The 12237-nt window shown below is 55.4% G+C and carries 13 protein-coding genes; 11 read left to right on the plus strand and 2 right to left on the minus strand.

The features are described from left to right. Window positions 1-96 precede the first annotated feature (96 nt). A complete protein-coding gene (locus tag BM373_RS01985) occupies window positions 97-330 on the plus strand; it encodes a hypothetical protein (protein ID WP_090458844.1) in 234 nt (77 codons plus the stop codon). A 217-nt stretch (window positions 331-547) separates the two neighbouring features. Here the strand turns inward: BM373_RS01985 and BM373_RS01990 are convergent, their stop codons facing one another. Then, on the minus strand, window positions 548-2233 hold the full coding sequence (locus BM373_RS01990; RefSeq protein ID WP_090458846.1) for an aspartate:alanine antiporter: 1686 nt from the start codon (window positions 2231-2233) through the stop codon (window positions 548-550). A gap of 283 nt (window positions 2234-2516) precedes the next feature. On the opposite strand from BM373_RS01990, the gene BM373_RS01995 reads away from it, so the two are divergent. From BM373_RS01995 to rlmC, 10 genes are all read left to right on the plus strand, one after another. Then, window positions 2517-2882, plus strand: coding sequence for an inner membrane protein YbjM (locus BM373_RS01995; protein ID WP_090458848.1), 366 nt, complete (start codon window positions 2517-2519; stop codon window positions 2880-2882). Window positions 2883-3006: 124 nt separating this feature from the next. Next, complete coding sequence (gene nfsA, locus BM373_RS02000) at window positions 3007-3729, plus strand: oxygen-insensitive NADPH nitroreductase (RefSeq protein ID WP_090458850.1); 723 nt, start codon at window positions 3007-3009, stop codon at window positions 3727-3729. A 74-nt stretch (window positions 3730-3803) separates the two neighbouring features. Next, window positions 3804-4706, plus strand: coding sequence for a 30S ribosomal protein S6--L-glutamate ligase (rimK, locus tag BM373_RS02005; protein WP_090458852.1), 903 nt, complete (start codon window positions 3804-3806; stop codon window positions 4704-4706). Between the two features lie 76 nt (window positions 4707-4782). Then, window positions 4783-5259: a YbjN domain-containing protein gene (locus BM373_RS02010; RefSeq protein ID WP_090458854.1), complete on the plus strand. Its 477-nt coding sequence runs from the start codon at window positions 4783-4785 to the stop codon at window positions 5257-5259. A gap of 347 nt (window positions 5260-5606) precedes the next feature. Next, entirely contained in the window at window positions 5607-6716 is a 1110-nt protein-coding gene (potF, locus tag BM373_RS02015; protein WP_090458856.1) for a spermidine/putrescine ABC transporter substrate-binding protein PotF, read from the plus strand. Window positions 6717-6811: 95 nt separating this feature from the next. Next, window positions 6812-7945 carry a putrescine ABC transporter ATP-binding subunit PotG gene (potG, locus tag BM373_RS02020; RefSeq protein WP_090458858.1) on the plus strand — a complete coding sequence of 378 codons (1134 nt, stop codon included), beginning with the start codon at window positions 6812-6814 and terminating at the stop codon, window positions 7943-7945. 9 nt (window positions 7946-7954) lie between these two features. Next, window positions 7955-8908 carry a putrescine ABC transporter permease PotH gene (gene potH / locus BM373_RS02025; RefSeq protein WP_090458860.1) on the plus strand — a complete coding sequence of 318 codons (954 nt, stop codon included), beginning with the start codon at window positions 7955-7957 and terminating at the stop codon, window positions 8906-8908. Continuing rightward, window positions 8905-9750: a putrescine ABC transporter permease PotI gene (gene potI / locus BM373_RS02030; RefSeq protein WP_090458863.1), complete on the plus strand. Its 846-nt coding sequence runs from the start codon at window positions 8905-8907 to the stop codon at window positions 9748-9750. The genes potH and potI overlap by 4 nt, the downstream gene beginning before the upstream one ends. A gap of 87 nt (window positions 9751-9837) precedes the next feature. Next, window positions 9838-10293 carry a YbjO family protein gene (locus BM373_RS02035; RefSeq protein WP_090458866.1) on the plus strand — a complete coding sequence of 152 codons (456 nt, stop codon included), beginning with the start codon at window positions 9838-9840 and terminating at the stop codon, window positions 10291-10293. Window positions 10294-10335: 42 nt separating this feature from the next. Next, window positions 10336-11469, plus strand: a complete 1134-nt coding sequence (rlmC, locus tag BM373_RS02040; protein ID WP_090458868.1) for a 23S rRNA (uracil(747)-C(5))-methyltransferase RlmC — start codon at window positions 10336-10338, stop codon at window positions 11467-11469. Between the two features lie 36 nt (window positions 11470-11505). Here the strand turns inward: rlmC and artJ are convergent, their stop codons facing one another. Further along, on the minus strand, window positions 11506-12237 hold the full coding sequence (gene artJ, locus BM373_RS02045; protein ID WP_090458872.1) for an arginine ABC transporter substrate-binding protein ArtJ: 732 nt from the start codon (window positions 12235-12237) through the stop codon (window positions 11506-11508).

Genomic DNA, 12237 nt, shown 5'->3' on the forward strand with positions numbered 1-12237 from the left:
GGGGTGAAAATCAAACCCTGATATTCTTTGCACTTATTGATTCCTGATATCTTATGGCCTCATCAATCGGGATTGCTTGATTTATTTGGGGGAGTAATGAGTTTACGTGTCACGACGCAGCAGGTTGATACCTGGAAGAAACGCATTCAGCGCGACGGTTTAAAGGGGTCAACCTACTTTTGCCAACAGAGCGGGGCCGTGTGGGTTTCCGCATCCAGCGATCACTTAGGTAAGGATTCGGGTAATAGCTCTTTGTCGAGTTATCTGCGCTGGGATAATGTGAGCGCGGCGGCGTTAGTTGAGCTTTTGTATGCTATTGAAACGGCGTGAATGAGTAATCAGAACAGCCAGAATAAATGCCCTGGCATAGCAATCATAAATTTCAGGCAACAAAAAACCCATCAACCTTGAACCAAAGATGGCGGGGTTGATGGGCTCCACAAATTGGGGACATCAAAGAAAAGCAGTGGCACTAGTTATGACTGACACCCCGCGAAAAAGTTCTGGGGATGGCGAAAATATTTAGCGCCAGCGTTTAACTTCAGACTTATCCGAGCCCCGGCCAGATGATGATAATCAGTGTACCGGCGAGCGTCAGCAGTACGTTGGCGATGGCGTAGGTGCCGGCATAACCCAGCGCCGGGATATTGCTGCGGGCGGTGTCGCTGATGATCTCCATCGCCGGTGCGCAGGTACGCGCGCCCATGATTGCGCCGAACAGCAGGGCGCGGTTCATGCGCAAAACGTATGCGCCAAACAGAAAACAGATCACCACCGGAACCAGACTCACCAGCAGGCCCGCAATCAGCATCTGTCCGCCGACCGCGCCGAGGCTGTTGCCGATGCCGCTACCGGCGCTTAAACCGACGCCTGCCATAAACACCATCAGGCCAAACTCTTTCACCATATTCAGCGCGCCCTGCGGGATGTAGCCGAATGTCGGGTGGTTAGCACGCAAAAAGCCCAGCATGATCCCGGCAAACAGCAGCCCGGCCGCATTGCCAATGCCAAAGCTGAAGGTGCTGAACTGGAAGGTGATCATGCCGATCATCAAACCGACAATAAAGAAGGCACAAAACGCCAGCAGGTCGGTCACCTGGCTGTGAATAGAGATAAACCCGATGCGGTCGGCAATGGTTTTAACGCGGCGGGCGTCGCCGCTGACCTGGAGAACATCGCCTTTATTGAGCAAAATATTGTCATCAATCGGCATCTCAATCTGGCTTCTGATCACGCGGTTTAAGAAACAGCCGTGATCGGTGAGCTTCAGTTGCGCGAGACGGCGGCCTACCACGTTGTGGTTTTTCACCACGATCTCTTCGGTGACGATGCGCATGTCCAGCAAGTCGCGGTCAAAGACCTCTTTCCCGTTACGGAAGCTCGGATCGAGGCGGGCGTGAGCGTCGGGGTAGCCCACCAGCGCGATTTCATCGCCCATTTGCAATACGGCGTCGCCGTCGGGTGCGGCGAGGATACCGTTGCGGCGAATGCGCTCGATGTAGCACCCGGTCTGACGATAAATACCCAGTTCGCGCAGATTCTTGCCATCGGCCCAGGCCACCAGTTCCGGGCCGACGCGATAGGCGCGGATCACCGGCAGGTATACTTTGCGGTTGGTATCGGTATCGAGGCCGCGCTCGCGGGCAATTTGCTGGGCGCTGGTCTGCAAATCCTGATGCTGGAGCTTAGGCAGATAACGCGCGCCGACAATCAGGCTGACCAGCCCGATAAGGTAGGTGAGGGCGTAGCCGAGGCTTAAATGATCGAGCGCGCTGGAAAGCTGAACGCTGTCCATTCCGGAGTGGCGCAGCGTGTCTCCCGCGCCCACCAGCACCGGCGTTGAGGTCATCGATCCGGCCAGCATCCCGGCAGTAAGACCAATATCCCAGCCAAACAGTTTGCCCAGACCGAGAGCGATCAACAGCGCGCTGCCGACCATCACCAGCGCCAGCATTAAATAATTTTTACCGTCGCGAAAGAAAATAGAAAAAAAGTTTGGACCCGCTTCCACTCCGACACAAAAAATAAACAACATAAAGCCTAAATTAAGGGCGTCGGTGTTAATAGAAAAATGCTGTTGGCCTAATAAGAGTGAAACCACCAAAACGCCAATGGAATTACCGAGTTGTACAGAACCGAGGCGTAATTTCCCGAGGCAAAGGCCGAGCGCCAGCACCACGAATAATAACAGTATGTAATTCCCATTTAACAAATCTGCGACGTTTATATTCACGGAGTCTAACTTCTTGTTTACTAGTAAGCTGTTGAAAGAAATAATGATTTACGCTAATGTTTTGCAGGCCGTCAGCAGGCTTTTACCCCTCACAGACTGGCGGAAAATATACTGAAAAACAAAAAACAGGCCGTAGTTTAATCGCATTAAGAAACATCGGCTAGTCAAGATTCCTGCGTTCGTATGAGTGCTTTTTGGCATGGACTGCCGCAATGCTTTATCTGACCGGGCGTTCCACTGGAACGAAACCCGCAGCTACCAGGGGCAGTATCAGGAGGCTTGTTTGAAGTATAAACGTGGTTGGGCCAGCGCTTTTTGCTGCTTTTTACTCTTTATTGTGGTTTGCCTTTCATTGCTGTTAAACATGAAGGGCGCATTTCGCGCATCCGGTCACCCTGAACTGGGGTTATTGTTTTTCATTATTCCAGGCGCAATCGCCAGTTTTGTCTCCCGCACCCGCAATGTGTTGCTGCCCTTACTCGGTGCGATGCTGGCCGCGCCGTTATGCCTGCTGATAATGCGGCTGTGGCTCACGCCGGATCGCTCCTTCTGGCAGGAACTGGCCTGGCTCTTCAGCGGCGTCTTCTGGTGTGCGCTGGGCGCGCTGTGCTATCTGTTTATCAGCACTCTGGTGAGTCGCCGCAGTTAAGGCCATGTTTTGCCAGGTACGCCCTGTCAAATCTGACCTATACTGGTTTTCCTGTTTGACGCGTATCGCGCCGCGCCTGCGGTGACGATGCCACCACCTGAAGACTAAAGCCTGAGAAATTCTGATGACTCCAACTATTGATTTGCTGCGCGCCCACCGTTCTATTCGTCATTTTACCGATGAACCCATCTCGCAGGCGCAGCGTGAAGCCATTATTGCCAGTGCCCAGGCGGCGTCCAGTTCCAGCTTTTTGCAGTGTTCTTCCATTATCCGCATCACCGATCCGGCTATGCGCGAGCAGTTTGTCACGCTCACCGGCGGGCAAAAACATATCGCTCAGGCGGCGGAGTTCTGGGTCTTTTGCGCCGATTTTAATCGCAACCTACAGATTTGCCCGGACGCCCAGTTAGGGCTTGCCGAGCAGTTGCTGCTGGGCGCAGTAGACACCGCGATTATGGGGCAGAACGCCTTTACCGCAGCGGAATCGCTCGGGCTTGGCGGCGTGTACATCGGCGGTATTCGTAACAGCATTAATGAAGTCACCGACCTGCTGGCGTTACCAAAGTACGTGCTGCCGCTGTTCGGGATGTGCCTCGGCTGGCCTGCGGATAACCCGGATGTGAAGCCGCGTATGCCTGCCGCGATGCTGGTGCATGAGAACCACTATCAGCCGGTAGACGAAGAGGTGCTCGCAGAGTACGACGAAACGCTGGCGCAGTACTACCTCACGCGCGACACCAATAATCGCCGCGATACCTGGAGCGACCATATTCGTCGCACCATCATCAAAGAAAGCCGTCCCTTTATCCTCGATTATTTGCATAAGCAGGGCTGGGCGACGCGTTAAATCCCGTTCATCCTTTATGCCGCTGAGTGTATGATACCGGGGCAGTTGCCCCCGTATTATTAGAGAGGTGCAGGGTGAAAATAGCCATATTGTCCCGGGATGGAACGCTCTATTCATGCAAACGCCTGCGTGAAGCGGCAATTCGCCGGGGTCATCTCGTCGAGATCCTCGATCCGCTTTCCTGTTATATGAATATCAGTCCGGCGGCCTCGTCCATTCATTATAAAGGCCGCCAGCTTCCCTTTTTTGATGCGGTGATCCCGCGCATCGGCTCCGCCATTACCTTTTACGGTACGGCGGCGCTGCGTCAGTTTGAGCTGCTCGGCAGTTATCCGCTCAATGAATCCGTGGCCATTACCCGTGCGCGCGACAAGTTGCGCTCGCTGCAATTGCTGGCCCGGCAGGGCATTGATCTGCCGGTAACGGGCATTGCCCATTCGCCCGATGACACCAGCGATCTGATCGACATGGTGGGCGGCGCGCCACTGGTGGTGAAGCTGGTGGAGGGGACGCAGGGCATCGGCGTGGTGCTGGCGGAAACGCGCCAGGCGGCAGAAAGCGTCATCGACGCATTTCGCGGGCTGAATGCGCATATCCTGGTGCAGGAATACATTCAGGAAGCCAAAGGCTGCGATATCCGCTGTCTGGTGGTGGGCAACGAAGTGGTCGCCGCCATTGAGCGCCGGGCGAAAGAGGGCGATTTCCGCTCCAATCTGCATCGCGGCGGGGTGGCGTCAGTGGCAAACATCACCCTGCGCGAGCGGGAAATAGCTATTCTGGCGGCCAAAACCCTGGGGCTGGACGTGGCCGGAGTGGATATTCTGCGGGCAAATCGCGGGCCGCTGGTGATGGAAGTGAACGCCTCGCCAGGTCTTGAAGGCATCGAAAAAACCACCGGCATAGATATCGCCGGGCGGATGATTGAATGGATTGAACAGCAGGCCACGCCGGATTTTTGCCTGAAAACAGGCGGCTGACGGGTAGGAATGGCATGAGCAGGCATTTTTGCGTAAGCTAGGCACCGCGTAATTTTTTTAAGAGGTAACACATTTTATGGATTCACTCGTCGTTCCCGGTCTGGACACCTTGCGTCAGTGGCTTGACGAGCTGGGCATAAGTTTTTACGAATGTGATACCTGTCAGGCGTTGCACCTGCCGCATATGCAGAATTTTGACGGCATTTACGATGCAAAAATCGACCTGGTGGATGAAATTATTCTTTTCTCTGCCATGGCGGAAGTGAAGCCTTCCGCGCTGCTGCCCCTGGCCTCGGATTTGTCGGCCATTAATGCCAGTTCCCTGACCGTGAAAGCCTTCCTTGATATTCAGGATGATAATCTGCCAAAGCTGGTGGTTTGCCAGTCTTTATTCGCCGCACCGGGGATCACCTTTAAACAATTCTCCTGGTTTATGCGCCAGAGCGAAGAGCAGATCTCCATGGTGATCCTTGAAGCCTGCGCCCATCAGTTGCTGTTCACCAGCGAAGAAGAGACCCCGGCGGGCGAAACGCCGCACAATTTTCTTCACTAAGCTGCAGAGACATTAGCGCAGTCGCTACCGTGGCGGCTGCATAATTCCCGTTTTTATTCTGCTTTTAACCTTTCCTTAAAGAATATTTCACCTCCCTTTCTGCTATTTCGGCTTATCACATAGACGTTTCCTGCATAAAAAATTGGTAAAAGGCGTTTTTTAATCTGACCTATAGCCCCGAACCCTGGCTACAGTTATTCTTGCGGGGCTTCAATAGCATGCAGCGTCTGCCGGGTGACGAGCTTTACCCGAAGCTGTTCTGAGTGACAAAGTATGCATGATTCTTGCATATGATGAATGCGACGATTTAGTTCGTATGTTAACGAACTTTCCAGAAGGAATGAGATATGACCACCCTGAATAAAAAATGGTTGTCCGGTCTGGTTGCGGGTGCACTGATGGCGGTCACGGCCAGCACCTTCGCGGCAGAACAAAAAACGCTGCATGTTTATAACTGGTCTGATTATATTGCGCCGGACACGGTCGCTAACTTTGAAAAAGAGACCGGCATTAAAGTCGTCTATGACGTGTTTGATTCCAACGAAGTGCTCGAAGGCAAATTAATGGCGGGCAGCACCGGCTTCGATCTCGTGGTGCCGTCGGCGAGCTTCCTTGAGCGCCAGCTTACCGCAGGCGTATTCCAGCCGCTGGACAAGAGCAAGCTGCCGAACTGGAAGAATATGGACCCGGAAGTGTTGAAGCTGGTGGCGAAACACGATCCCGAAAACAAATACGCTGTGCCGTACCTGTGGGCGACCACCGGGATTGGCTTTAACGTCGATAAAGTCAAAGCCGTGCTGGGCGACGTGCCGATTGATAGCTGGGACGTGGTGCTGAAGCCGGAAAACCTGGAAAAATTAAAAAGCTGTGGCGTCTCCTTCCTTGATGCCCCGGAAGAGATTTTCGCCACCGTGCTGAACTACCTCGGTAAAGATCCGAACAGCAGCAACGCCTCTGATTACACCGGCGCGGCCACGGATCTGCTGCTGAAGCTGCGTCCGAATATCCGCTACTTCCACTCCTCTCAGTACATTAACGATCTGGCCAACGGTGATATCTGCGTGGCGATCGGCTGGGCAGGGGATGTCTGGCAGGCAGCGAACCGCGCGAAAGAAGCCAAAAACGGCGTGAATGTTTCCTACATCATTCCGAAAGAGGGCGCGCTGGCGTTCTTCGACGTCTTCGCCATGCCGAAAGACGCGAAAAATACCGAAGAAGCCTACCAGTTCCTGAACTACCTGATGCGCCCGGATGTCATCGCGCACGTCAGTGACTACGTGTTCTACGCCAACGGTAACAAAGCCTCTGTGCCGATGATCAGCGAAGAAGTGCGTAACAACCCGGCGATCTACCCGCCAGCGGATGTCTTCGCCAAACTCTACACGCTGAAAGTGCAGGAGCCGAAAATTGACCGCGTGCGCACCCGTGCGTGGACGAAGGTGAAAAGCGGTAAGTAACCGTTTTACAGGCCGGGCAAGCTGCGTGCTGCCCGGCGATACGCACCCCTCTGGTGCGTGTGCACCGTGAGTGATATATGCCGGAGAGCATTTGAGTGAATGACGCTATCCCCCGCCCCCAGGCGAAAACCCGCAAGGCATTAACGCCGCTGCTGGAAATCCGTAACCTGACCAAATCGTTTGACGGTCAGCATGCCGTTGATGATGTCAATCTGACCATCTACAAAGGTGAAATCTTTGCCCTGCTGGGCGCATCCGGCTGCGGTAAGTCAACGCTGCTGCGTATGCTGGCGGGTTTTGAGCAGCCAACCACCGGGCAAATCATGCTCGACGGCGTCGATCTGGCGCATGTCCCGCCCTATCTGCGTCCCATTAATATGATGTTTCAGTCCTACGCGCTGTTCCCGCACATGACGGTGGAACAGAACATCGCCTTTGGTCTGAAGCAGGACAAACTGCCGAAAGCGGAAATCACCAGCCGTGTGGCGGAAATGCTGAGCCTGGTGCATATGTCTGAGTTTGCCAAACGCAAACCGCATCAGCTTTCCGGCGGGCAACGGCAGCGCGTGGCGCTGGCCCGCAGCCTCGCCAAACGGCCTAAATTACTGCTGCTTGACGAGCCGATGGGCGCGCTGGATAAAAAACTGCGCGACCGGATGCAGCTTGAAGTGGTGGATATTCTTGAGCGCGTCGGCGTCACCTGCGTGATGGTGACCCACGACCAGGAAGAGGCGATGACCATGGCCGGGCGAATTGCGATCATGAATCGCGGTAAGTTCGTGCAAATCGGCGAGCCGGAAGAGATCTACGAGCACCCGACCACCCGCTACAGCGCCGAATTTATCGGTTCGGTGAATGTCTTCGAAGGGTTGCTGAAAGAGCGCCAGGAAGATGGCCTGGTGATCGACGCGCCGGGGCTGATGCATCCGCTGAAAGTCGATCCCGACGCCTCTGTGGTGGATAACGTGCCGGTGTTTGTCGCCCTGCGCCCGGAAAAAATCATGCTCTGCGAAGATCCGCCTGCCGATGGCTATAACTTCGCGGTCGGCGAAGTGGTACACATCGCCTACCTCGGCGATCTCTCTATTTATCACGTCCGTCTGCAAAGCGGGCAAATGATCAGCGCGCAGTTGCAAAACGCGCACCGCTACCGCAAAGGCTTACCCACCTGGGGCGATGAAGTTCGCCTGTGCTGGGATGCCGACAGTTGTGTGGTTTTAACGGTTTAAGGAGCGGCGATGAGTAAACCTGAACCACCGGCCCGTACGGTCAACGCGGGCGGTTTTACACTGTGGCTGGCGCGGATGCAGATGAAGCACGGGCGAAAGCTTGTGATCGCCATGCCGTACATCTGGCTATGTCTGCTGTTTTTACTGCCGTTTTTGATCGTCTTCAAAATCAGCCTGGCAGAGATGGCGCGCGCGATCCCGCCGTATACCGACCTGATGGCCTGGGAAGACGGGCAGCTTAGCCTGACGCTGAACATTAACAACTTCCTGCAACTGACGGACGATCCGCTCTATTTTGAAGCCTATCTCCAGTCATTACAGGTGGCGGCTGTCTCAACAATCTGCTGTCTGTTAATGGGCTATCCGCTGGCCTGGGCGGTGGCGCACAGCAAACCCTCCACGCGCAATATTTTGCTGCTGCTGGTGATTTTGCCGTCGTGGACCTCGTTTCTGATCCGCGTTTACGCCTGGATGGGGATCCTGAAAAACAACGGCGTGCTGAATAACTTTTTGCTGTGGCTCGGGGTTATCGACCAGCCGCTGACTATTCTGCACACCAACCTGGCGGTCTATATCGGCATCGTGTACGCCTATCTGCCGTTTATGGTGCTGCCGATTTATACCGCGCTGACGCGCATTGATTACTCGCTGGTGGAAGCCTCGCTGGATCTGGGCGCGCGCCCGCTGAAGACCTTTTTCAGCGTCATTGTGCCGCTGACCAAAGGCGGGATTATCGCCGGTTCAATGCTGGTGTTTATCCCGGCGGTCGGGGAATTTGTGATCCCGGAACTGCTCGGCGGCCCGGACAGCATCATGATTGGCCGTGTGCTGTGGCAGGAGTTCTTTAACAACCGTGACTGGCCGGTGGCCTCGGCGGTGGCGATCATCATGCTGTTGCTGCTGATCATGCCGATCATGTGGTTCCACAAACACCAGAGTAAAGCCACAGGAGATCACGCATGAATAATTTACCGGTCGTACGTTCCCCATGGCGTATTTTAATCCTGGTGGTCTGCTTCACGTTCCTGTATGCGCCAATGCTGATGCTGGTGGTCTATTCGTTTAACAGTTCAAAACTGGTGACCGTCTGGGCGGGGTGGTCTACCCGCTGGTACGGCGAGCTGTTCCGCGATGACGCGATGATGAGCGCGGTGGGCTTAAGTCTGACTATTGCCGCTTGTGCGGCCACGATGGCAGTGGTGTTGGGCACCATTGCCGCCGTGGTGATGGTGCGCTTTGGCCGGTTTCGCGGGTCGAATGGCTTTGCCTTTATGATCACCGCGCCGCTGGTTATGCCGGATGTGATCACCGGGCTGTCGCTGCTGCTGCTGTTTGTCGCCCTCGGCCACGCGATTGGCTGGCCGGCCGATCGCGGGATGCTGACCATCTGGCTGGCGCATGTGACCTTCTGTACCGCTTACGTGGCGGTGGTGATCTCATCGCGCCTGCGCGAGCTGGATCGCTCGATTGAAGAGGCGGCGATGGATCTGGGTGCGACGCCGCTGAAAGTGTTCTTCATCATTACGCTGCCGATGATTATGCCGGCGATTGTCTCCGGCTGGCTGCTGGCCTTTACGCTGTCCCTCGACGATCTGGTGATCGCCAGCTTTGTTTCAGGGCCTGGGGCGACCACGCTGCCGATGCTGGTCTTCTCCAGCGTGCGCATGGGGGTAAACCCTGAGATCAACGCCCTGGCGTCAATTATTCTCGGTGTGGTGGGAATTGTTGGATTTATCGCCTGGTATCTGATGGCGCGAGCAGAAAAGCAGCGGGTGCGCGACATCCAGCGTGCAAGACAGGGCTAATCGCACTACAGTAAACGGGACGCAGAGGCCGCGTGGGGTGCGGCCTCTTTTTGCAGGGAAGATAACGCCTTGGGAATTCTGACAAACATGCCGCGCACCCATGCCCGGCTAAACGTTCCGACGCTGGTGCAGGTGGCGGCAATTGCCATTATTGCCACGCGCTGCGTCGATCTGTTGATGCTGTTTAATCTGCTGGGTCTGCGCGGGGTGCTGGATTTTATCCATCGCAGCGCTCAGACCTGGAACCTGACGCTGATTTTTCTCGGCAGCCTGGTGCTGCTTTTTATCGAATTTCTGTGCGCGTTTTCACTGGCCAAAGGGCGCAACTGGGCGCGCTGGCTCTACCTGATCTCGCAGATTATCGCCAGCGGCTATCTGTGGGCCGCCTCGATTGGCTACGGCTACCCGGAACTGTTCAGCATTGCCGGCGAGTCTAAGCGCGACATCCTCCATTCTCTGTTCCTGCAAAAACTGCCCGATCTGCTGGTGCTGTTTCTGCTGTTTGTGCCCGCCTCCAGCCGACGCTTTTTCCGTTTGCATTAACGGTGGTACAATCCCCGCCCCGCAAAAAAGAAGGTTTTTATCATGCAGTGCGCACTCTATGACGCTGGCCGTTGTCGTTCATGTCTTTGGATTGAACAGCCAGTTTCGCAACAGCTGGCCGCCAAAATGCACGACCTCCGGACACTGCTGGATGGGCTGCCGGTGGCGGAGTGGTGCGCACCGGTGAGCGGCCCGGAAAGCGGGTTTCGCAATAAAGCCAAAATGGTGGTCAGCGGCAGCGTCGAGAAACCGCTGCTCGGGATGCTTAACCGCGACGGCACGGCGGTTGATCTCACCGACTGCCCGCTCTATCCCGCCTCTTTTTACCCGGTATTTGCCGCGCTGAAACCCTTTATCGCCCGCGCCGGGCTGACGCCTTATAACGTCGCGCGTAAACGCGGTGAGCTAAAGTACATCCTGTTGACCGAAAGCCAGCAGGACGGCGGCATGATGCTGCGCTTTGTGCTCCGTTCGGAGGCAAAACTTGCCCAGTTGCGCGCCGCACTGCCAGCGCTTGTGGCAGACCTGCCGCAACTCGCGGTTATCAGCGCAAACATTCAGCCGGTGCATATGGCGATCATGGAAGGGGAGCAGGAGATTTTCCTTACTGAACAGCAGGCACTGGCGGAGAATTTTAACGGCGTGCCGCTGTGGATCCGTCCGCAGAGTTTCTTTCAGACCAACCCGCAGGTGGCGAGTCGCCTTTACGCTACCGCCCGCGACTGGGTGCGCGCGCTGCCGGTGAAGCACATGTGGGATCTGTTTTGCGGCGTCGGCGGTTTTGGCCTGCACTGCGCCACGCCGGAAATGAAGCTGACGGGTATTGAAATCGCGCCTGAGGCGATTGCCTGCGCAAAGCAGTCGGCTGAGGTGCTCGGTTTACAGAATCTGCATTTCCAGGCGCTCGATTCCACTCAGTTTGCCACCGCGCAGGATGACGTGCCGGATCTGGTGCTGGTCAACCCGCCGCGTCGCGGCATCGGCAAACCGCTGTGCGACTACCTGAGCCAGATGGCACCGGCGTTTATCATCTACTCAAGCTGTAATGCGCAAAGCATGGCAAAGGATCTCCGGGAACTCCCCGGTTACCGCGTCATCCGCGTGCAGCTTTTCGATATGTTCCCGCACACCGCGCATTACGAAGTGCTGACACTACTGGTGCGGGCAGATGCCTGAAGGCCCGGCAAGCAAGCGCCGCCGGGCAGGAGGAGATTACTGCGGGAACCACTGGTCGCTGATTTTCTGATAGGTGCCGTCAGCTTTGATCGCTTTCAGGGCGGCGTTCAGTTTTTCCAGCAGCGCGGTGTTATCCGGGCGAACGGCAATGCCAAGACCGGTGCCGAAGTATTGCGGATCGGTCACTTTTGGCGTAGCGGTGCCTAACTGCGGGTTGGTTTTCAGCCACTCGTTAACCACGGCGGTATCACCAAACACGCCGTCAATACGGCCATTTTTCAGGTCGATAATCGCATTCTGGTAGCTGTCATATGCCACGGTTTTCACTTCCGGGTGTTTGTCCTGGAGGTATTTCTGGTGCGTGGTGCCGTTTTCCATACCGATACGTTTGCCTTTCAAATCTTCAAAGGATTTAAACGCATCTTTCTTCGCGATCACGACAGCGGAGTTGGCGTAGTAAGCGTCGGTAAAGGCCACCTGTTTGCTGCGCTCAGGGGTAATGTCCATCCCGGAAATCACCGCGTCATATTTCTTGAATTTCAGTGCCGGGATCAGGCTGTCGAATGCATGGTTAGTGAATGTGCATTCAGCCTGCATTTGTTTGCACAGCGCTTTCGCCAGGTCGATATCAAAACCAACAATCTGGTTGCTGGCGTCAAAGGATTCGAACGGCGGATAGGTTGCTGAAGAGCCAAAGCTGATTTTATCTGCGGCGGAGGCACCCGCGGCAAAGGTAGCAAGGATCGCGGCCAGAACTAACTTTTTCAT

The organism is Enterobacter sp. kpr-6 (assembly GCF_900116015.1).
In the GTDB taxonomy this organism is placed as follows: domain Bacteria; phylum Pseudomonadota; class Gammaproteobacteria; order Enterobacterales; family Enterobacteriaceae; genus Enterobacter_D.

Coding starts and splice junctions, on each gene's coding strand:
- BM373_RS01985 (WP_090458844.1), top strand. CDS start 97: ATGAGTTTACGTGTCACGACGCAGCAGGTTGATACCTGGAAGAAACGC.
- nfsA (WP_090458850.1), top strand. CDS start 3,007: ATGACTCCAACTATTGATTTGCTGCGCGCCCACCGTTCTATTCGTCAT.
- BM373_RS02010 (WP_090458854.1), top strand. CDS start 4,783: ATGGATTCACTCGTCGTTCCCGGTCTGGACACCTTGCGTCAGTGGCTT.
- potF (WP_090458856.1), top strand. CDS start 5,607: ATGACCACCCTGAATAAAAAATGGTTGTCCGGTCTGGTTGCGGGTGCA.
- potH (WP_090458860.1), top strand. CDS start 7,955: ATGAGTAAACCTGAACCACCGGCCCGTACGGTCAACGCGGGCGGTTTT.
- potI (WP_090458863.1), top strand. CDS start 8,905: ATGAATAATTTACCGGTCGTACGTTCCCCATGGCGTATTTTAATCCTG.
- BM373_RS02035 (WP_090458866.1), top strand. CDS start 9,838: ATGCCGCGCACCCATGCCCGGCTAAACGTTCCGACGCTGGTGCAGGTG.
- rlmC (WP_090458868.1), top strand. CDS start 10,336: ATGCAGTGCGCACTCTATGACGCTGGCCGTTGTCGTTCATGTCTTTGG.
- artJ (WP_090458872.1), bottom strand. CDS start 12,237: ATGAAAAAGTTAGTTCTGGCCGCGATCCTTGCTACCTTTGCCGCGGGT.